The sequence below is a fragment of the Arenibacter lacus genome, from assembly GCF_008711145.1.
Classification (GTDB): Bacteria; Bacteroidota; Bacteroidia; order Flavobacteriales; family Flavobacteriaceae; genus Arenibacter; species Arenibacter amylolyticus.
Map to the genome: position 1 here is coordinate 1 of NZ_VVIN01000007.1, position 21,334 is coordinate 21,334.

Annotated in this window: 14 protein-coding genes; 10 read left to right on the top strand and 4 right to left on the bottom strand. The window is 39.9% G+C overall.

The window, feature by feature from the left end:
- The first annotated feature begins 83 nt into the window (after positions 1 to 83).
- From F1E73_RS04060 to F1E73_RS04070, 3 genes are all read left to right on the top strand, one after another.
- Positions 84 to 1,097, top strand: coding sequence for an IS30 family transposase (locus F1E73_RS04060; protein WP_150451162.1), 1,014 nt, complete (start codon positions 84 to 86; stop codon positions 1,095 to 1,097).
- Positions 1,098 to 1,391: 294 nt separating this feature from the next.
- Positions 1,392 to 2,201 (top strand): alpha/beta fold hydrolase, encoded by an 810-nt coding sequence (locus F1E73_RS04065; protein WP_150451163.1) that lies wholly within the window; start codon positions 1,392 to 1,394, stop codon positions 2,199 to 2,201.
- 94 nt (positions 2,202 to 2,295) lie between these two features.
- Positions 2,296 to 3,405 (top strand): sensor histidine kinase, encoded by a 1,110-nt coding sequence (locus F1E73_RS04070; protein WP_086477821.1) that lies wholly within the window; start codon positions 2,296 to 2,298, stop codon positions 3,403 to 3,405.
- Positions 3,406 to 3,731: 326 nt separating this feature from the next.
- On the opposite strand, the gene F1E73_RS04075 is transcribed toward F1E73_RS04070, so the two are convergent.
- The 3 genes from F1E73_RS04075 to F1E73_RS04085 form a co-directional block, all read right to left on the bottom strand.
- Positions 3,732 to 5,393, bottom strand: a complete 1,662-nt coding sequence (locus tag F1E73_RS04075) for a RagB/SusD family nutrient uptake outer membrane protein (protein ID WP_150451164.1) — start codon at positions 5,391 to 5,393, stop codon at positions 3,732 to 3,734.
- 18 nt (positions 5,394 to 5,411) lie between these two features.
- On the bottom strand, positions 5,412 to 8,861 hold the full coding sequence (locus F1E73_RS04080; protein WP_223883348.1) for a SusC/RagA family TonB-linked outer membrane protein: 3,450 nt from the start codon (positions 8,859 to 8,861) through the stop codon (positions 5,412 to 5,414).
- Between the two features lie 184 nt (positions 8,862 to 9,045).
- A complete protein-coding gene (locus tag F1E73_RS04085) occupies positions 9,046 to 10,212 on the bottom strand; it encodes a FecR family protein (protein WP_150451165.1) in 1,167 nt (388 codons plus the stop codon).
- A 110-nt stretch (positions 10,213 to 10,322) separates the two neighbouring features.
- On the opposite strand from F1E73_RS04085, the gene F1E73_RS04090 reads away from it, so the two are divergent.
- Positions 10,323 to 10,925 carry an RNA polymerase sigma factor gene (locus F1E73_RS04090; RefSeq protein WP_150451166.1) on the top strand — a complete coding sequence of 201 codons (603 nt, stop codon included), beginning with the start codon at positions 10,323 to 10,325 and terminating at the stop codon, positions 10,923 to 10,925.
- A gap of 132 nt (positions 10,926 to 11,057) precedes the next feature.
- On the opposite strand, the gene F1E73_RS04095 is transcribed toward F1E73_RS04090, so the two are convergent.
- Positions 11,058 to 11,801 carry an SOS response-associated peptidase gene (locus F1E73_RS04095; protein ID WP_086477822.1) on the bottom strand — a complete coding sequence of 248 codons (744 nt, stop codon included), beginning with the start codon at positions 11,799 to 11,801 and terminating at the stop codon, positions 11,058 to 11,060.
- 271 nt (positions 11,802 to 12,072) lie between these two features.
- On the opposite strand from F1E73_RS04095, the gene F1E73_RS04100 reads away from it, so the two are divergent.
- From F1E73_RS04100 to F1E73_RS04125, 6 genes are all read left to right on the top strand, one after another.
- A complete protein-coding gene (locus F1E73_RS04100) occupies positions 12,073 to 13,512 on the top strand; it encodes an SLC13 family permease (RefSeq protein ID WP_150451167.1) in 1,440 nt (479 codons plus the stop codon).
- Positions 13,513 to 13,926: 414 nt separating this feature from the next.
- Entirely contained in the window at positions 13,927 to 15,264 is a 1,338-nt protein-coding gene (locus F1E73_RS04105) for a sugar porter family MFS transporter (RefSeq protein WP_150451168.1), read from the top strand.
- 36 nt (positions 15,265 to 15,300) lie between these two features.
- Positions 15,301 to 16,941 (top strand): glycoside hydrolase family 32 protein, encoded by a 1,641-nt coding sequence (locus F1E73_RS04110; protein ID WP_150451169.1) that lies wholly within the window; start codon positions 15,301 to 15,303, stop codon positions 16,939 to 16,941.
- Positions 16,942 to 17,314: 373 nt separating this feature from the next.
- Positions 17,315 to 19,339 carry a cation:proton antiporter gene (locus F1E73_RS04115; protein ID WP_150451170.1) on the top strand — a complete coding sequence of 675 codons (2,025 nt, stop codon included), beginning with the start codon at positions 17,315 to 17,317 and terminating at the stop codon, positions 19,337 to 19,339.
- A gap of 162 nt (positions 19,340 to 19,501) precedes the next feature.
- Positions 19,502 to 19,759 (top strand): hypothetical protein, encoded by a 258-nt coding sequence (locus F1E73_RS04120; RefSeq protein ID WP_086477827.1) that lies wholly within the window; start codon positions 19,502 to 19,504, stop codon positions 19,757 to 19,759.
- 202 nt (positions 19,760 to 19,961) lie between these two features.
- On the top strand, positions 19,962 to 21,206 hold the full coding sequence (locus F1E73_RS04125) for an alkaline phosphatase family protein (RefSeq protein WP_223883349.1): 1,245 nt from the start codon (positions 19,962 to 19,964) through the stop codon (positions 21,204 to 21,206).
- Positions 21,207 to 21,334 lie beyond the last annotated feature (128 nt).

Genomic DNA, 21,334 nt, shown 5'->3' on the forward strand with positions numbered 1-21,334 from the left:
GTAAGTTCAACTAATAAGTGCAACTCAAATTAAAATCATTGGGGGCTAGCCCCCAATGATTGGCCAAGTGCTAAATTTGATTTGTGAAAAAAATATATAAACAGCTTGGTCCAGAGCAAAGATACCAAATTGGTGCTCTTCTGAAGGCAGGAAAATCGAAAACTGAGATAGCCGTCATAATCGGCGTCCATAAATCTACAATAGGTCGTGAACTAGAAAGGAACACGGGAAAACGTGGCCTGCATGCCGGTAAATATATACCGCATTTAGCCCAGCGAAAAACTGAAGCCCGTCATAAGGACAAGCACAAGTTCACCAAGCTAACCAAAGAGCTCAAGGATCAAGCAGCGGGATGGCTTAGGAAGGAACGTTGGAGCCCAGAACTTATAGCGGTCGAATGGAAGGTACTGGGGATAGAAGGTGTCTCCCTGGAGTGTCTTTATCAATGGATATGGGAAGCCAAGAAAAGCAACCGTAAGGAAAATTTACCCTATAAAGACCTCTACCGTTATTTAAGGCATGGCAGGAGAAGGTTTAAACGTGGCAACTATAAGAATACCAGGGGGACCATAAAGGACAGGGTGTCTATAGAGGACCGTCCCGATGTAGTGAACCGCCGGGAGCGCTTAGGCGATGTCGAGGTGGATCTAATGATGGGAAAGGACCACAAATCCGCTCTATTGGTAATGACAGAGAGAAAGACCCTCATCACCACCTTAGATCTCTTGGACGGCAAGGATTCTAAAATTGTTCAGGACAAAATAAGTAACAGGATATCAAGAATAGGAAACAGTTGGATCAAGACACTAACCTTTGACAATGGAAAAGAATTTACAGGACATAAGGAAATTGCTGCAAAGCACAATGTTAAAACCTATTTTACGAGACCTTATACCTCACAGGACAAAGGGACTGTAGAGAACAGGATAGGGCTCATTAGAAGGTTTTTACCAAAGAAAACAGACCTGAACCTCATTAGCGAAAGCCGGATCAGGGAAATAGAAAAATTGATCAATAATCGAAGAATAAGAAAGTTTGGCTACATTAGTCCAATAGAAAAATTAAAATCAACCTGGCCAGTTGCACTTATCACTTGAACATGGCATTAAATAAAAGGGCGGCTATTGGAGTATTGGTCATTTCCTTTGTTGTGGTAGATTTACCTTCCCAATTTATTTGGTTTTAGGCTGAGAAACTTGTCCTGCTGTCATGGGAGTGTATAGAAGCTAAAAATGAATACTGGGATTCTTCACTTATTTGATTTGAACCTTAGGGAATAAAGCAGCCCTACTAAAGGAAAGGAAAACTCATATAAATAGAAATATGGCTAATTATTGGGGATGGCATATATTGTTTATACATTTTTCTATCTTTAGGAAAAATGATAGTGCATGGATACATTAAAAAGAAATAATGTAAAGGTAATTGGCAAGGGAGACCAAGTAATTATGTTTGCACACGGCTTTGGATGCGATCAGCAAATGTGGCGATATATTACACCCGCTTTTGAAGACGAGTATAAATTGGTGTTGTTTGATTATGTTGGTTGCGGAAAATCGGATATTGAGCAATATAATGAAGATCGCTACGGTTCGCTGCACGGATACGCCCAAGATATTCTTGATATATGCACTACACTAAACCTTAAAAACGTCATCTTGGTAGGTCATTCAGTAAGTTCTATGATTGGCATGCTCGCCTCCATTCAACAGCCCCATTTATTCCGGTCATTGATTCTAGTGTGTCCTTCTCCATGTTACATTAATAAGTCCGACTACATAGGAGGTTTTGAAGAAAAGGATTTACAAGGCCTTATGGAAGTTATGGAAAATAATTATGTTGGTTGGGCTAGTTTTCTGGCACCCGTGGTGATGAAGAATACAGAGAGGCCAGAACTTGTCCAGGAACTTGAAGAAAGTTTCTGCTCCATGGATAAAGAGATTACGGGCAATTTTGCCAGAGTTACTTTTTTTTCGGACAATAGGGAGGACCTTCCTAAGGTAAAGGTTCCGAGCCTTATTCTGCAATGTGCAGAAGATGACATTGCCAATGAAAAGGTGGGAGCCTATGTACATGCTAATTTAAAGAACAGTGTACTAAAGCCTATGAAGGCAACCGGACATTGTCCACATATGAGTCACCCAAAAGAAACTATTAAGTACATCCAACAATACTTGCAGAGTGAAAATATCGTTGCCTAGTTGAACTAATGAATTAAATGAATCCGTGAATATTAATCCCCCTTGTTATTTTTTTTCCTTTTCAGTAGATGGTTATTTAACACAAATTAACCAGATGATGCTAGACCATTTGGAATATAGCGAGGAGGAGGTCATTGGTAGCCTACGATTTGAGAACCTGCTAACAGGTGGTAGCCGTATATTTTATAAGACTCATTTTTCACCTATGCTTATGATGCAGGGTAAGGTAGATGAAATGTTCTTATCCCTAAACTCCAAATCGGGAATAGAATATCCAGTTCTTATGAATATGGTCTTATCTAACAATGCGCAAGTTCCGACGGTGCAAGCGGTAGGCCTTCACATGGCTAAGCGAAATAAATACGAGAAAGGTATTTTAGAGGCCAAGCAAGCGGCAGAAAAGGCGCTCAAAGAGAACGATTTGTTGTTAAAAATGAAGGCCAAATTAGAAAGGCATCAGGATTTATTAGAACAACAATTACGTGAATTAAAACGCATTAACCAAGAGCATGTGGAGTTCAATAAAGTGCTTTCCCATGATATGCAAGAACCGCTACGTAAAATGCAATTATTTGCAGGCCTTCTAGAAGATAAGATTGAGAAAGATCAAGTTGGAGAAGAATTTGGATTTTATCTAAAGAAGCTTCAAGGGCTGTCGGAGTATTCTCGGGACTTACTAACGAGGTTGCAGCGTTATCATTCCTTGGAAAGAAGGATGAACGACTTCACTACAGGAAACTTGGAGGAAATGATTAAGTCGGCCATCACTACGCTGAATATTCCTAAAATTCAACCAGATGTAAGCGGCTTAAAAGTGAAGGAAATTCGCGCAGATATACCTAAACTAACTTGGGTGTTGAAAGAATTATTATTCAATGCCTACCAGTTTAGAAGCGAGGATAAGCCCTTACATATTTCAATTGCATCCGAGCTTATCAAGGATAACTATTATAAGACTGTACAAGACGCCTACCGGTATACAGACTTCATCCAAATCCGGGTCAGGGATAATTCCAAGGGATTTCCAGATATTGATCAAGGTAATTTTTTTGGACTTTTAAATAAATTTCATAGAGAAAGCGGTAAGGGATTGGGGCTGGCTTATTGCAAAAAGATCGTGGATCTTCATGAGGGTCGTATTGAATTAAAAGACAATGCGGAGGGCGGGTCACAATTTATAATTTTACTGCCTTATTTACCTTAGGCGGTGATGAGGACGAAATGAAACCTTACCTCTAGCCATTAACAAGCTACCAACCTATGGCCATTATTTTTCATTGATTTCATGTCTAATCATATTGTCCAAGCCTGTCGGAAACTTTATAACTGAATTGGATTGGAATAGTAGGAATTTGAATTAGAAAAATCTGGGAATTCTAAGGGGGTGGTTATAGCCTAAGGGATAACAGTATTCCTTAATTATAAGCTAAGCTTCATGAACCTAAACATTCATATAAAATTAGAAAGGGGCGAGATTAAATCTCGCCCCCTTTTATAACCAATACGAACTAACAATTTCTTGGCTACTTCTTAATACCCTGGGTTTTGAGTAATAAGTGGGTCTCCATTTTCATTGGTTCCACCAAGGTCAACTTGGGATTGTGGTATTGGAAAGTATTCATGTTTCCCTCCAATAAAGTTCACACCATTGAGATAGGGGCGAATATCTTTTTCCTCCGCAACATAGTTATTCATTACCTGTTCTGCTATTCCCCACCGGACTAGATCAAAAAAGCGATGGCCTTCATGGGCAAACTCTAACCTTCTTTCCATTCTTAGGGCTGTCATCGCTTGTTCTGCATCCGTAAATGGAGGATATTCTTCAATAACATAATTGGCAGCGGGAGAACTTCCATCCAAAGTCATCACCTTGTTGCCGTCCCTTGCTCTTTTTCTAATGGTATTGATTAGCGTGCGGGCACCTTCCAGATCATCTTTGTGAATAAGCGCTTCTGCCCTCCACAACAACACATCGGCATAGCGGATAATGTAGTAATTTAAGGCATTTACATAGGGCCACACTGTAAGGTGATTGGATGAATTGGCCGAAACCAATCTTTTCTTAGGACCATATGGGCCATAGGTGGCAAGGTCTCTAGCCCAATCTGCTTGGTATAAAATACCAAGATCCTTATAGGGTATTCCCGGTCTTCCAAGGGTATAATCTATTCTTGGATCCACATTATCGTCCATAGTTAATTCAGAATTGTCCATGGTAGGTAAACCCATAACATTGGTCTTAAAGGCGTTTACCAAGTTTTGAGTGGGGCGAAGAAATCCGTATGCAGGGTATCTCGGGCCTCCTGGTGCTAACAAACGGTCGCCAATAGAGCCATTGTAATTGTTGGGAGCACCATCATTTATGGAATTCTGTATACTAAAAATCACTTCGGGACCATTGTCGTTTTCTGGAAGAAAAACATCCTCAAAGTTATCCATTAGGCTATATCCTCCATTTAAAATTACATCTTCCGTTGCGGAAAGTACCTGGTCCCATTTTTCTTGAAAGAGATATACCTTTGCTAAATAGGCAATGGCGGCATATTTAGTAGGTCGTCCTTTTTGTGATTGGATAGCCGGGAGGGTAGCATAGGCAGCATTAAAATCGGCTTCGATTTTTCCCCAGAGCTGTTCATTGGAAAGCTCTGAATTGGAAACTTGAAAATCTGTTAAGGAAGTGGCATTCTCATCTAAGAATGGTATTCTGTTATAGATTTTCTTAAGCTCAAAATAAAAATGCCCTCTTAAGAATTTCATTTCTGCCAACCGTTGTTCTTTCAAATCTGCAGAAATATCCTCGGACTCATTCAATACGCCAATAACTAAATTAGAGCGTCTTACTCCTTCATAAAGTGCCTTCCATTTTCTTTCGATGTCTATTAAAGAAGGATTGGTGCTAAAAATTTCCATTTGGTGAATATTGTTCTGATCACCAGTACCTCCTCCGCCTTTATAGGCATCATCGGACACTACATCCCCAAAACTCCAATTGGAGGCAGGGGAATTAAAGGCATTACTAGCATTGTCTATCTGTCCGTTTAAAATGCTGTAGGCTCCAACAACTAATGATTCTAAATTTTCTTCCTTAGTAATCTGTTCTTGGGTTAATTGTCCATAGGGATCTCTTTCCAAAAAATCAGAGGAGCATGAAACCAGTAGTATGGTTAATGTAAAATATATAATCTGTTTCATTTCTTTATTTTTTAATGATTAAAAAGCAATATTCAATCCCAAAGTATACGTTCGCGATGGAGGGTAAATAGCCCGATCTACCCCAATATCCAAGTTACGGTCATCCGAACGGTAGTTCTGAAGACCAATCTCTGGGTCTATTCCATCATAGCCAGTAATTGTAAATACATTCTGTAGGTTTAGATATAGCCTTAATCTACTTAGGGAAAGGCTCTCTAGGGTGCTACTTGTAAAGTTGTACCCCATTTGCAGTGTTTGCAACTTAACAAAAGTTCCATCTTTTACGTAATAACTAGAGGGTCTAATGTTATTGTTAGGGTCGTTTAAGGATAGTCGGGGTATGGACGAGCCCGTATTGGTGGGTGTCCAAGCATCGGCAATCCTAGAATGTTTGTTGTACGATGATAGATTATAAAAATCGGAGTAATATCGGGTCAGATCATACACGTCATTGCCAAAGGATGAGCGGAAGAATGTGGTTAGATCAAAATTCTTATACTCAAAATTAAGGTTGAGGTTAAGACTGAAGTCTGGGTGTGGATTACCAATAAACTGCCGGTCCTTATCATCAATCACGTTATCATTGTTTATATCCCTAAAACGAATATCTCCTGGGGCGGTGGCAGCATTTTGGAAAGGGTGCGCATCAATTTCTGCTTGGTCTTGAAAAATCCCATCGGCAACCCATCCATAAAAGGAAGCAATAGGTTGGCCTACCGCCGTTCTAGATACTTCTTGGTCAAAATTATTGGTATGCAGGGTTACAGGATCAATGCCAACAAAATCTACCCCTTCTTTTAAGGAAGTGAGCTCATTGCGAATAATCGATAAGTTAAGTCCAGCTGAAACTTGTAGTTCCCTATCATAGTCATTACGATAATTGGCGCCCAACTCAAAACCTTTATTGTTCATGGTTCCCACATTATCCCATACAGAGCTGTTGGTGCCTCCGGCTACAGGAGCCAATTGGCGTTCTAACAACAGGTCTTCTGTTGTCTTATCAAAATAATCCAAGGTGAAAGTTAGTCTGTTGGATAGTAAGCCAAGGTCTAGACCTATATTATACTGTTCAGTAGTCTCCCATTTTAAATCTGGGTTACTGTTTCTAGACATAATATATCCGTTGTAAACGCTATTTTGAGTGCCATCCATGGAATAATTGGAATTAAAAGGATTACTAAAATAACCGCTAGAGGTTACATAGGGGGGGATGTCCTGATTACCATTTTGGCCCCATCCCAAACGTAATTTTAAGTCGTTTATATTCTCACTCTGGAAGAATGCTTCGTTCGATATCTTCCATCCCAAGGAAGCGGCAGAAAAGGTTCCCCATTTATTATTGGCCAGTTTAGAGGTGCCATCCCTTCTAAGGGTATAGGAGGCTAAGTACCGATCGTCATAACTATAATTTGCTTTCCCAAAATAGGAGACTAGTGAGCTCTCTATCTTAGCGTTGGAGTTTTGTTGGGTACCGGCATCCCCTGCATTCAGGACTTGAAAGTTGGGATCGTTTCCTGGGAATCCTTGACGGAAAGCGGACAATGTTTCTAGCTTTGATTCAATGCTCTCATAACCTGCCAATAGGTTGATATTGTGTAAATCATTATAAGAAGCATCGTAATTTAAGGTGTTGGTAAAAGTCCACTCCATCAACTTTTGCTCGGACTTACTTAAACTTGCGGCTACGCGTTGGGTATTGGGTTCCTTATAGGTTGGACTAAAATTGGTGGCAGAAAAATTACTTGCTGTAAGACCATAGTTAGTTTTAAAGGTAAGACCTTTAGCTAGTTCAATTTCAGCAAATACATTTCCAAAAAGTCGCAATGTTTGATCTTCATTGTTCCTATTCCTATATAGTCTACCAAGGGGATTCTCTATATCGTCTAAAGGATATCCGGTAAACTCTCCATTGGTATTGTAAACGGGGGCTATGGAAGGCATAAGGAATGCACTGTAAATAGGACTCCCAAGAAGTGCATTGGTATTAATGTCGGTGTTTTTGGATAGTGAAAAGGAGAAATTCTCCCCTACGGTAACCTTGCTTCCAAGTTTATAATTGGTATTGGCCCTAAAAGTATAACGGTCAAATCCTGTATGTTTTAAAATACCATCCTGCTTATAATACCCTAAGGAGAAAAAGCTGTTGGAAGTATCCGTACCACTAGAAAAGGAGATGTTATGGGAGGTAACCAAAGCGGTGTTGAACAAGGCTCCCAACCAATCTGTATTTGCAGATGGAATGGTGTTTTCGGCATCTAGAAAAGCGGGGATGACCGGAGTGCTCCCGGAGCCGTAAATATCATTTGAAGGTGTAATGCCATCGTTGGCAAAAGCTTGCCAAAGTCCTTCCCCATACTGAGAGGCGCTTGCTAATTTTGGTAATTGCATAACTGTCATTGCACCAGCATAACCATCATAAGCTATTTTCACTTTACCCTCGCGTCCTTTTTTTGTGGTAATTACAACCACCCCATTGGCAGCTCTGGAACCATAAATGGATGCGGAGGAAGCGTCTTTAAGAACCTGCAGTGACTCTATGTCATTGGGGTTTATAAGGTTGATTCCTGATGTGGTTGGAACACCGTCTATAACATACAAGGGATCGTTATTTCTAATGGTACTAAACCCTCTAATTCGGATTGCGGCATTACCACCGGGAGAATTGGAGCTAAGTACCTCAACACCTGCGGATCTACCTTGTACAATCTCATTAACACTGGCCAAGGGCTGGTCCGTCATCTCATCAATATTTACTATGGAGACTGCACCAGTAAGGTCGCTTTTTCTCTGAGATGTATACCCTGTAACGATTACTTCATCCAATTTGGCAGAGTCTTCTTGGAGTACAACATTTAATTGCTGTAGCCCTGCTATAGGCTGTTCCTTGGTTAAAAAGCCTAGGTAGGAAATGACCAGAACAGCATTCTCACTGCTGACTTCAAGAGAAAAATTACCATCAAAATCAGCAATCACCCCATTTGTTGTTCCTTTTTCAAGAATGTTTGCACCGGAAAGGGGGGTCCCAGTTTCATCGGTAACCTGACCAGAGATTTTGGTCTGTACTTCTGCATAGGCTTGGTGGGTTAAAGCTGTAGGAGAAGAAATGCGCTCTTTTAAAAATATTTGCTTGTCCAACACCTCATGGGTTGTTCTTGTATTACTAAAGATAGATTGCAAGATATTGGTAACCTTTTCCTTTTGCACGTTGATACTAACAACACGATTTAAATCTACCTCCTTAATCTGGTAGACGAAATGAAAATCGGTTTTACTTTCTATTTCATCAATGATTCTTTCTACAGAAACATTGGTCAGGTTCAGGGTGATTTCTGTCTGCTGTGAATACGATGGATTGGCCTGCATGGCAAAAAAGGCCCATAACATGAATAGCAAACTAAGTCTCTTTTTAAAATTGAATTTCAGCTGTGGGCAAGACCAATTAATTAGCCCGTAATATTTTTTTTTCATACTTTCAAAGTGTTTGATTGTGGTTAAACTTTTTTCTGATCAATTTAATATTGAGGGCAGAGATAGCACTTGATATATATTGAAATACGCTCTCCAAAATGAAATTTAAATTGAATTTTTGATGGTCGATTATTTTACATAGGCAGTTAATTTTAGTGGCTTATTTTTTTGCAAGTTTAGATGTTTAGTAGACAATAATTAGGTCGTCGTCCGTTATGGAATAGTTAATTTCATAGGCCCCTTTAAAGTACGCTAACACCTGTTCTATAGGCATGTCGTCAAAACTGGCATTAAATTTTTCACCCGATAATTTTATATTATTGTTAATAATCTGCACATCATAATGACGTTCTAATTTTTTAAGGATGTTTTCGAAGGTCATATTTCTAAAAACTAAAACTCCCTGTACCCAAGAGGTGTAAATACTCGTAATTACAGGCTCTGTTGTAATACTTCCATCAGCAATGTCATAACTTCCTTTAAATCCTGGGGTTAGCATGGTTCCCTCCTTTTTATCGGTAAAATTGTTCTCGGAATACAGTCCAACAGAACCCTCTACCAAGACTACTTCTTTGGTTTTATCTTCAGGGTAGGCCGACACATTAAACTTGGTTCCAAATACCTTTATTTTAAAATCGTCCGCAGCTACCAAAAAGGGACGTGCAGTATCCTTGGCCACATCTAAAAAAGCTTCACCAGTTAAGAAAACCTTACGTTCTTGTTTTTCTGCGAACACTACTGGATATTTTATGGAAGAGCCGGCATTGAGATGAGCTACAGTGCCATCTGATAGTTGTAACTCAAAATGTTTACCATTGGGAACATGCAGGGTGTTATATATAGGAACACTAGTAATAGTCTTCGAATTATTTGTATATACCAATTGATGTCCATTTTGGGAGCCTATTAATTTACCATGGGCATCCCTCACCTCGGAAGCACCGTCCTCTGAAATAACCTGGATGTTACCATCTTCCAGTTCTAGGGTAACAAAATTGTTGGTAGATATATTGTTTTTGATAGGGGGGTTAATAGAAAGCAATTCATTGGCTAAATATCCAACACCAATAGAAATGCCAATTACGGCGGCATACTTGAGAATACTTTTTATTTTAGGTTGAAAGGACCGTCTCTTATCTTTTCTTATCTTATTGATTAAGAGTGATTTTGATTTTTCAGTATTGTAGCTATTCATTTTATGGTCAATGAAATAATTGATTTCTGTAAACTTGCTGAACATTTCCTCGTTGGAAGGCGTTTTCAAGGCTACTTCAAGCTCTTCCATTTCTTTTGCGGATATTGAGCGGGTCAGGTATTTTACTATCAGTTCTTGTATATAATTTGATTTCATTCTTTCTTTAATCTATCGCTAATACGAAGCTGTTTTTAATAACCCTTGCTTTTTCACATTATTTTTTCATAATTTCCCTTTATATAACCAACTAATCGCCAATCTAACCTATGAAACATCATTTTGATGACCCTTCTACATTAATAGTAGGCTTGCAAAAGGGAGATGAAGCCGCTTATGTGTATGTGGTAGAGGAGTATCATCATCGTTTATGTGTGTATGCCAATAGCTTGGTCCGGGACCATCAAATGGCGGAAGATATTGTTCAAAGTGTTTTTGTACAGGTTTGGGAAAACAGAAAAAGGCTAAAACCTGATTTTTCTATCCAGAATTTACTTTACAGGTCGGTGTATAATAAGTTTATAGATCAGTACCGAAAGAACAAATCTGTATTGGCGATCGAGAAGAAATATATTGAAGCTTTGGAGATGGTAGTTGAAGAGAATAAGGAAAGCCATATTCAAAAAATGTTATCAATGCTTACCGAGGCTATTCATGAATTACCACCAAAATGCAAACAAGTTTTTATTTTAAGTAAAAAGGAAGGACTTACTAATATTGAAATATCGAATTATTTAGAAATTTCTACAAAAACTGTAGAGGGACAGATAACTAAGGCTTTCAAAATTTTAAAAGAAAAATTGGGTACAAAATATGAAACAGTACTTCTACTGGTTTTTGGTCCCTTGCCCCATAATAGAGTTTCTCTTTAACTTGATAAACTGTTATTTCCCTAATTATTAAAAAAATAAATAAGTGTTGAAGCCCTTAAATTAGTAGTTCCTGAGAAATTTTAAATACGTGGGTATAAGGTGGTAGTGCCAACCTCTAACCTCTCTCCCCATTCAATATTCTATCTCCAATTCCTGGTAGGGGACTTCCTTTATAATATCGGGCCGATTAGAATCTATCTTGCGGCTATATAGGTCTTTACTGATAGGGTAGGCCTTTAGTTCAGAGTCGGGCATATCTTGCTTTATCACGGCTTCTATCTCGTTTTGTGATAGGCCTGCATGCAACCAGGTTTCAATAGCGTCATCCTGTAGAATTACCGGTCTTCTTTTTTTGGTATTGTGTATTTTTTCGAAGAGGGGAGTGGCCTCCTTGGTAAGAATCGTAAAGGTATTGTACCCATCCTTGGTGGTAGTATATATACCGGCAAGGCTAATAGGTTCTCTGTTGATTCGTTCAAAATAGAACGGGACTTTAAAATTTTTGGGTGCGGTATGGGGCTCAAAGAAACCGTCAACAGGAATAATACAGCGCTTGGAGTAAGCACTGTGCTTATAAATAAAATGATCGAAGAGTTTTTCGGAGCGGGCATTTAATCCGGCTCCAAACCTTGCAGCACCCTTATAATAAGTCTGATAATCTGCTCCCAAGCCATTTGCTGGCATAATGCCCCACATAGAGGGAGTAATATGCTGATTTTTTTCTTGGGGAATGATCCACATCAATGGATGGGCCCATCCGTTGGCGTGGTGGTACATTAAATTGTCTTCCACTGGAGTTTTCCCAACCAGCTTGGTTACATTGTAATATTTTTGCAAATCCTTGATGGAAGTGGTTACCCTAGTTCCAAAACACATAACTATAGTTTTTACTCACTTAGTGAAATTTGAATGCTGCGATACTTTGATCGACTTACTATCTTAATTTTCCAACCGTCCTCTCATGGGCCTGCCCGTACTATTCAGGCGGGCTTGCCATGCGTTAATTGTCTTAATGTAAGAATTAAATCCCTAAGGTAAGAATACAGAATGGGAATCCATAAAAATAGCTGGTTGCTTTAGGGAAAGTGCATGCAATGCTTTCTCCTTATTGTTTTTTTAAATAGCTTAGGCTCATATATTCTACGAGATGACCATACCAAAAAACACCTTGGCCCTATTAGCAGGTCCCTTATCCTTTTTAACCTTCCTTTTTTTTGATGTCCCCACAGATATGCCCCAGAACGCCTATCTTATGCTGGCAGCTACCTGTTGGATCGCTATTTGGTGGATTACGGAAGCGGTGCCCATTGCCGTAACCGCCCTAATTCCATTAATTCTTTTCCCCATGGCGGGTATTATGAAAATAGAGGATACCACAGCTGCCTATGGGGATAAGTATGTGTTTTTGTATTTGGGAGGGTTCTTTTTGGCAATAGCGATAGAAAAATGGAACCTGCATAGGCGGATTGCCTTAAACATTATAAGAATCATTGGCACTAATATTTATAGGGTGATCCTCGGATTTATGATTGCTACCGCTTTTTTGTCCATGTGGATTTCCAATACGGCTACTTCGGTGATGATGTTGCCCATAGGGATGTCCATGGTAGCCCAATTAAAGGACAACCCTACCACCAAAGAGGATGAAAATGCTATTTTTGGAAAGGCATTGATGCTTGGTATTGCCTATTCTGCCTCTATTGGCGGAATTGCCACCTTAATTGGTACACCACCCAACCTGGTAATGGCAGGGTTTGTTCAGAAAACATACGGAGTTGAAATTACTTTTTTACAATGGTTTAAATTTGGTTTGCCAATTTCTATCATATTATTGGGGATAGCGTGGGTCTATTTAACTCGAGTTTCCTTTAAGTTTAAGCAGAAGGAATTTCCAGGGGGGAAACCAGAAATTAACCGACTCATAAAAGAGTTGGGCCCCATGCAATTTGAAGAGAAATTGGTGCTTGTGGTCTTTGTGCTTACTGCCTTTTGTTGGATTACACGCTCTTTTCTCTTACAGCATTTAATTCCGGGATTGGATGATACCATTATTGCTATGACGGCAGCGATTGTCTTATTCATTATCCCTTCTAAAAAGAAGAAAAAAAAGCTTCTTTCCTGGTCCGATTCGGTGAGAATTCCTTGGGGAATTATCTTGTTGTTTGGTGGGGGAATGGCTTTGGCAGCCGGATTTCAAGAAACAGGATTGGCAATATGGCTGGGCAGTCAAATTGATCTACTGATAGGAGTCTCCCTTTTTTTACTTGTCTTTATCGTGATTACTTGTGTAAATTTCTTGACCGAAGTAACCTCAAATCTGGCAACAACTGCCATGCTATTGCCCATTTTAGCACCCATTGCGGCTAAGTTGGAGATTGATCCCTATATTTTAATAGTAGCGGCCACCACAGCCGCCTCTTGTGCCTTTATGCTTCCCGTGGCAACCCCGCCCAATGCAGTGGTATTTGGTTCTGGTTATTTAAGAATATACGATATGACGAGGTCGGGATTATGGATGAATATCATATCTATCATCATACTTGGACTCATGGTCTATTATGTGCTTCCCCTGTCTTGGGGACTTTAAAACCTATACATACTATATTTTTAGTCGCTAACCGCTAACCATCAACGGCCTACTTTTACCATAATCCTACGGGGTGATGTATAGCTATCTTTTGGGTTACCCCTACTACCTTGTAAGGAGACAGGCTACCGCAGGATTATCAAGGTTCTGCAAAGGGGAGATTCATGGATATAAAAATGATGAATGATGGCTTTTACATCCAATATACTGATTATCATAGGTTAATTTTAAACGTTTTTGTTACCTTGGTAGAAAATGAAACTCCTGCTAATAGTTCATTTCCTATCTTTAAAGTGATGTGCTTTGGCCATTGAAAGGAAGGATGCTGAGAGGATTGTAACAGGGGTAGCATTTGAAATAAATAACCACCACTATATTTAAAATGCGAAATCCTTTATACTTAATAATAGCGATATGAGAAAAATATTGATATGGTCCATCACGGCAGCTTTAGCAGGTTTTTTATTTGGGTTTGACACGGTAGTTATCTCTGGTGCCGATAAAAAACTACAGCTCTTATGGGGCTCATCGGATGTTTTCCATGGAACTGTTGTAATGGCCATGGCCTTATGGGGAACCGTTATTGGTGCCTTGTTGGGCGGAATACCTACCAATAGACTGGGTAGAAAGAAAACCTTAATCTGGATAGGGGTGTTTTATACAGTATCAGCACTGGGTTCTGCCTTGGCAAACGACCCTATTAGCTTTGCCATGTTCCGATTCTTAGGCGGATTGGGAGTAGGGGCCTCCACTATTGCCGCCCCTGCCTATATTTCTGAAATTGCCCCTGCCAAGGATAGGGGGAAACTGGTAGGCTTGTACCAATTTAATATCGTATTTGGGATATTGGTGGCCTTCCTATCTAATTATTTATTAAGTGGGATTGGAGAAAATGCTTGGCGATGGATGCTGGGGGTAGAGGCTATTCCTGCATTAATTTATACACTTTTTGTGCTTTCGGTTCCTAAGAGTCCAAGGTGGCTGCTTACCAAGATGCGTACCGAAGAAGCAAAAAATGTACTTCAGGTTATTAATCCTGGCCAAGATGTAGAGAAATTAATGTTGGAAATAAATCAGGAAAATGAGAACAAGGTGTCGGGAGAGAACATTTTTATGAAGAAATACCGCCTCCCATTAATCCTTGCATTCTGTATGGCCTTTTTTAATCAGACTTCTGGTATTAATGCCTTTTTGTATTATGCCCCAAGAATATTGGAGGAGGCGGGTCTTGGGGAAAGTACTGCCCTATTGAGCAGTATCGGTATAGGGGTTACCAATCTTCTTTTTACGCTCCTTGGCATATTCTTAATTGATAGGCTAGGCAGAAAACAGTTGATGTATATAGGTTCCTTTGGCTATATAATTTCCCTTAGTTTGGTGTCTTGTGCATTTTTCCTGAATTGGGAGGGGATGTCTGTAGCCATATTCCTTTTCCTGTTCATTGCCGCCCATGCCGTGGGGCAGGGGACTGTTATTTGGGTGTTTATATCTGAGATTTTCCCTAATCATCTGCGCGGATCAGGGCAGTCTTTTGGGAGTTCAGTGCATTGGATTTTAGCGGCAGTTATTCCTTCCCTAATTCCCTTCCTATTCACTGCAATAGGTGCTGGGACTGTATTCGCATTCTTTGCATTTATGATGGTGTTGCAGCTGCTCTTTGTGGCCTTTATAATGCCCGAGACCAAGGGGATTTCCTTGGAGGCTCTTAGTAAATCCCTCAGTAAACCCAGTAGTAATAACGTGAAACAGTAGCATACATAAATTAATCTTTAATCTTCCTCTTTAGATATGATAAATAATAGATTAAAATTAGTTCTTGCCTTTGTGGGTCTTGGTTTAGTTCTTGCTTGTAAGGACCAGACGCAGAAGAATGAGTCCAAGGTTAAAGATATAAGCACGTTAGACTCGGAAGAGAAATTGTACCGCCCAAATTTTCATTTTACGCCCAAGGTGGGTTGGATGAACGATCCCAATGGTATGTTCTATTATAATGGGTATTACCATTTGTATTACCAACATTATCCGGATGGCAATAAATGGGGGCCTATGCATTGGGGCCATGCCATAAGCTCCGACATGATTACATGGAAAGAGCAGCCTATTGCACTGTACCCAGACGAACTTGGTTATATCTTTTCTGGTAGTGCTGTGGTAGACCTAGAAAACACTTCTGGGTTTGGGCCGGAGGGAGAAGTCCCTATCGTTGCCATGTTTACCTATCACGATCCAAAAAAGGCCGAAGCCAATAAAATAGATGTGGAGTCGCAGGCCATTGCCTATTCCTTGGATGAGGGGCTTAGCTGGACCAAATATTCAGGAAATCCTGTGATAGAGAATCCAGGGATCAGGGACTTTAGGGATCCCAAGGTATATTGGAATCAAGAACATGAAAAATGGGTAATGGTCTTGGCCGCCCATGATAAGGTACTATTCTACGGTTCCAAAAACCTTAAAAACTGGGAGTTACTATCGGAATTTGGCGGAGATTGGGATAGGGAAATTGGCACTCACGGAGGTGTCTGGGAGTGTCCAGATCTTTTTCCCCTACCCGTAGAGGGTTCTGAAGAAACCAAATGGGTACTCCTTGTAAGTATAAATCCTGGGGGACCTAATGGGGGGAGTGCCACGCAATATTTCATTGGCGACTTTGATGGTACATCATTCACTATGGATAAGGAATTTGAAGCTGAGCTAAACAAGGGGCAGCACCATTGGTTAGATTATGGAAAAGATAATTATGCAGGGGTTACTTTTTCCAATATTACCTCTAAAGATGGAAGCATGTTTTATATGGGGTGGATGTCCAATTGGGAATACGCCAATGAAGTTCCTACCGAAACCTGGCGTAGTGCCATGACTGTGGCTAGGGAAATAAAAGTTATCAAAGATGATAAATCCTATAGGTTAGCGTCTATGCCGGTTAATGAAATTGAAGCTTACAAGGGGGTGCAGTATACTTTTAATGGGATAAAGTATAAAAAGGAAAACATTCAAGTCAATGGAGAAATGGCGCTCATCAACGTAGAGGAGGTTGATTTTTCACGCGCTGTAATTAAGTTTTCTATTGCAGACATCAAAAATAACAGCTTCACTTTTAAGCTGTTTAATAAGCAAGGGGACGTATTGTTATTTGGGTACGACGGTACAGATAATACCTTTTTTATAGATCGCAGTAAATCAGGTAAAACAGGATTTTCCGAAACCTTTGCTAATAAGAAGAGTATTGCGGAACGAGTTTCCACAAGTGAAAAACTTTCTGGAACTATCCTCTTGGATAAAACGTCCTTAGAACTTTTTTTTGATGAAGGATCAACCGTACTAACGGAAATCTTCTTTCCCAATGCACCGTTTACAACGCTATCGATTAAGTCTGTTAATCAGGATTTTATACTTAATCAATTGGAAGTAAATCAGCTTAGCATACCATAAAATTGGTGTTCTATCTAAGTTGGCAGATACATCAAAAAAATGCGCTATAGTTTCACTAGAAGTCAGGACCCTATGGTAGAGGCAATTTAACTATGGCTGTTGCTATGGTTATTGGTCTGGAAAAAGTGCGAGTAGTATTTTCTTGGAGTGATTTTTTTCTTGGGATTGATGAGGTGCTAAGTAAAGGAGGTTTGTTTAGTAGGTTTTGGGGAATGGAGGTGGTAGTATGGTATTGGTTTTAGCAGGAATTGGTGGTGCCTGTGCAAAATTAACTTTACTGATAGACAATCGGTGTTAGCAATTCTTATTTTAGCGAATTGAAAAATTCGGCAAGCCGATTCTTACTGTTTAACCTTTTACCGAACCCTGCACCATGGATGTCATTATTGATCATGTTATAGAAGAGTTTCAACTACCCTTAAGAAGCCCTATTTTAATCTTCTCTTTAATTCTCTTAATTATCCTTTTGGCCCCGGTAATACTCCAAAGAATTAGGATACCAGGTATAATCGGACTCATCATTTCGGGAATCATCATTGGTCCTGCCGGATTAAATATTTTGGAGAAAAGTCTTTTTGTGGACGTGTTTTCTACCATAGGCCTACTCTATATTATGTTTATAGCGGGATTGGAGTTGGATTTAAATGAGTTTAAGGTAACAAGAAATAAAAGTGTATTGTTTGGGATACTAACCTTTACCATTCCTATCGCCATAGGCTTTCCTGTATGTCATTATTTATTGGGGTTTGATGTTAACGCAAGTTTGCTTACCTCCAGTATGTTTGCAACCCATACCCTGGTAACCTATCCCATTGTGAGTCGGTTGGGCGTATCAAAAAACATAGCCGTAGCGATAACAGTAGGGGGTACCATATTAACCGATACGGCGGTACTTATTTTGTTGGCCGTAATTTTGGGAGCCCACCAAGGCGGACTAACCCAAGAGTTTTGGATCCGACTTGCCATATCCTTGGTGTTGTTTTCTGCCTTTATGTTCCTAGTAATCCCGCGAATTGCAAAGTGGTTTTTTAGGAGCTTGGAGAGTGAAAGGCATTCCCACTATATCTTTGTGCTTTCCGTAGTGTTCTTCTCAGCATTTCTAGCTGAAATTGCCGGATTGGAATCTATCATTGGGGCCTTCGTTGCCGGTCTGGCACTAAATAAGTTAATTCCCCATTCTTCTGCCCTCATGAACCGAATAGAATTTATTGGGAATTCGCTCTTTATTCCCTTTTTCCTTATTAGTGTAGGGATGATTGTGGATGTTAGCGTTATACTAAGTGGTCCCATGGCACTGGTTATTGCGGGAACCTTAACCGTTGTTGCGATTTTTGGTAAATGGACAGCAGCTTTTTTTACCCAGAAAATCTTTAAATTCTCCAAGGGACAACGGAAGTTGATCTTTGGTCTAAGTAGTGCCCACGCTGCTGCTACCCTGGCAGTAATCCTAGTAGGATATAATGCAGGAATTTTGGATGATAATATTTTGAACGGAACTGTGGTGTTAATTCTCGTAACCTGTATTATTGCTTCCTTCGCCACGGAAAGCGCTGCTAAAATGATCATCAAAAACGCAGATGAAGATGAAGAGGTTCACCTGCCTTATGGCCCAAATAACGAATACATTCTTATCCCGATCGCCAATCTGATTAATATTGATAAGGTCTTGGATTTTGCTGTTTTGATAAAGGAAAAGAAATCGGTTAATCCGCTCGCTATCCTAACGGTTGTCCCAAATACGGATGAGGCAGAAAAGTCAATTATCAAAGCCAAACAAGGCCTAGAAAGGTTTTTAAGTGAAACTACGGCTTCGGATACACAGGCTATAGTTAAGGCCACTATAGACCATAATGCCGCTAGCGGAATTTCTAGGACAGCCAAGGAGATTATGGCCGATATAATTTTATTGGGGTGGCCGCAAAAAACCGGATTTTTAGATAAATTGATTGGGGATAAAATGGAGAGTATTTTGGAAAATACCGATAAAACCCTGTTTATCTGTAATTTCGAGATTCCATTGACTAACCATAAAAGAATATTTGTAATTGTTCCGCCCAATGCAGAATTGGAAGAAGGTTTTGCTATCTGGGTCAATAAACTGGCAAAATTATCCGTGGAGTTATCCATCCCCATCAACCTAAATTGTAATGAAGAAACCTATAAGGCCATTCTGCGATTTGCGAAAGAGAAAAAGGTACCCCTGTCTATTAACTACAATTACTTTAATGAATGGGTAGATTTCCTAATTCTTTCTAGGAAAATTTCGGATGATGATCTTATAATAATGGTGTCGGCTAGGAGAGCTCATATCTCCCATTTTGGCTTGTTGGATGGGGTGCCAGCTAAATTGGAAAGGTATTTTCCAAGCGCTAGTAAAATGGTTATTTATCCGCAGTAATAATTTTGATGTCATAAGGAGGATTACATAGATGGCTATTAAGCCATGAACGGTGCTACTTCTTTTCTACAAGAGGAGAATTTAACTTTTTTCAAGCTACTCCCTATCTATAAAATGATTAATTTTGGATATAATCCATAAAAAGGGATTTTATCCAAAATAATGAAGAATATTGTATATCGAAATCACGATCGCTATGCTATAAAGCGTCTTCTTATAGAAATAGGGGCGCATCAATTAACCAAGGAATGTGAGCAGATGCGACTCCCTTTTCCCAAGAGATTGGGGCTGTTCTACATTGAAAGTACGGATGCCTGTGTTTATTTGGTATACCGGTATTTTGATGGAGAGAAAAAAGTAATGAAACTAGACCGCTATGAACTTCCCGAAGCGGGTTGGGTACGAGTAATTGTAGAATGATGTAGGCGGAATAAGCACCATCCAACTACCACAGACTTGGAACTATTAAAGAACTGAAAAAGCCTATATTGCAAAAAAAAGGTGCGTTAGAAGCATGGTATCTTTCCAACTCAGAGAGTTTTATAAAGGTTGGCCTGCCATAGCGCTTCCTTGGAGTAAGAGTTTTACAACTTGGACTTTTGTAATTGCTTAAAAAATAATAATGATGTCCCATAGAACCCTGCTAGCATTAATAATCACTTTCCTAACAAGTTTAATTGTTATTTCCCAAGGGCCCAATACCAAGGTGTTGTTTGTAATCGCCGATGGCATCTCGTCCGACGTACTAGAGAAAATTGATACACCCCATTTAGATTTAATTGCGGGCGAGAATGGGTATGCGCGGGCTTATGTAGGTGGGGAAAAGGGAGGATATTCCCAAAGTCCTACTATTTCCGCTGTAGGCTATAATAGCTTACTAACGGGTACTTGGGCCAATAAACACAATGTATGGGGAAATGGTATTGAAGATCCCAATTACAATTATTGGAACATTTTTAGAATGGTGAGGGAATATAGGCCCCAATTAACAACGGCCATCTTCTCTACCTGGTTAGATAACCGAACCAAATTGGTAGGGGAGATGCTTGCCACAAACGGAAACATAAAGCTGGACTATCATTTTGATGGATTTGAAAATGATACTATTAGATTCCCCCATGAGGACAATTCCCTTCATATACACAAGATAGATGAGCATGTTGTGGATCAGGCAGCGAAGGTAATAAAGGAGAGCGCCCCAGACCTTTCTTGGGTATACTTGCAATACACGGACGATATGGGCCATAGGTATGGGGATAGTGAACCATTTTATATGGCGGTAAAAACCATGGATCTTCAGATGGGAAAATTATGGGAAGCGATACATTATAGAACTGAGAACTTTAATGAAAAGTGGCAGCTTTGGATTACCACAGACCATGGCCGCAATCCAAAGGATGGGAAAGGCCATGGAGGGCAATCGGATCGGGAACGTAGTATATGGATCGTGACCAATGAGAAGGAGCTTAATGACTATTATAAAGAGGGGCAAGTGGGATTGGTAGATATTGTTCCTACCATTTTACACACTCTGGACATTCAACCAAACAAAGAGCAATTATGGGAAATGGATGGGGTGCCTCTTAGCACGGAAATTTCTTTGGCCAACGCCAAAGCTATGCTCAACAATAAGGAGCTAGTCCTAACATGGGATGCCTACCAATTAGAAGGAACTCTGGATATTTGGATTACTACTACCAATAATTTTGCAAGTGGGGGGACCGATGCATATACCTTGGCAGCTACGGTAGCTATTGATTTGGGAAAAGCGACCATAGACCAATCGCAATGGCCCTCCAATTTCTATAAGGTGGTACTGTCGGGTGAACACAATGCTATTAATAGATGGGTGATGAAAAATAATTGATCCATTCTTCCATTACTTACTAAGTACGCTTTAAGTGCCTGCCCGATCTGCTCAGGCGGGCCTGCCCTGAGGTAAATGACGGAAATTTTCGAGAAATCATATTCTAGGGATGAATAATCAATCTCTAA

Coding starts and splice junctions, on each gene's coding strand:
- F1E73_RS04105 (WP_150451168.1), top strand. CDS start 13,927: ATGAGAAAAATATTGATATGGTCCATCACGGCAGCTTTAGCAGGTTTT.
- F1E73_RS04095 (WP_086477822.1), bottom strand. CDS start 11,801: ATGTGTTTTGGAACTAGGGTAACCACTTCCATCAAGGATTTGCAAAAA.
- F1E73_RS04100 (WP_150451167.1), top strand. CDS start 12,073: ATGACCATACCAAAAAACACCTTGGCCCTATTAGCAGGTCCCTTATCC.
- F1E73_RS04110 (WP_150451169.1), top strand. CDS start 15,301: ATGATAAATAATAGATTAAAATTAGTTCTTGCCTTTGTGGGTCTTGGT.
- F1E73_RS04125 (WP_223883349.1), top strand. CDS start 19,962: ATGATGTCCCATAGAACCCTGCTAGCATTAATAATCACTTTCCTAACA.
- F1E73_RS04120 (WP_086477827.1), top strand. CDS start 19,502: ATGAAGAATATTGTATATCGAAATCACGATCGCTATGCTATAAAGCGT.
- F1E73_RS04115 (WP_150451170.1), top strand. CDS start 17,315: ATGGATGTCATTATTGATCATGTTATAGAAGAGTTTCAACTACCCTTA.
- F1E73_RS04080 (WP_223883348.1), bottom strand. CDS start 8,861: ATGAAAAAAAAATATTACGGGCTAATTAATTGGTCTTGCCCACAGCTG.
- F1E73_RS04070 (WP_086477821.1), top strand. CDS start 2,296: ATGATGCTAGACCATTTGGAATATAGCGAGGAGGAGGTCATTGGTAGC.
- F1E73_RS04085 (WP_150451165.1), bottom strand. CDS start 10,212: ATGAAATCAAATTATATACAAGAACTGATAGTAAAATACCTGACCCGC.
- F1E73_RS04065 (WP_150451163.1), top strand. CDS start 1,392: ATGGATACATTAAAAAGAAATAATGTAAAGGTAATTGGCAAGGGAGAC.
- F1E73_RS04075 (WP_150451164.1), bottom strand. CDS start 5,393: ATGAAACAGATTATATATTTTACATTAACCATACTACTGGTTTCATGC.
- F1E73_RS04090 (WP_150451166.1), top strand. CDS start 10,323: ATGAAACATCATTTTGATGACCCTTCTACATTAATAGTAGGCTTGCAA.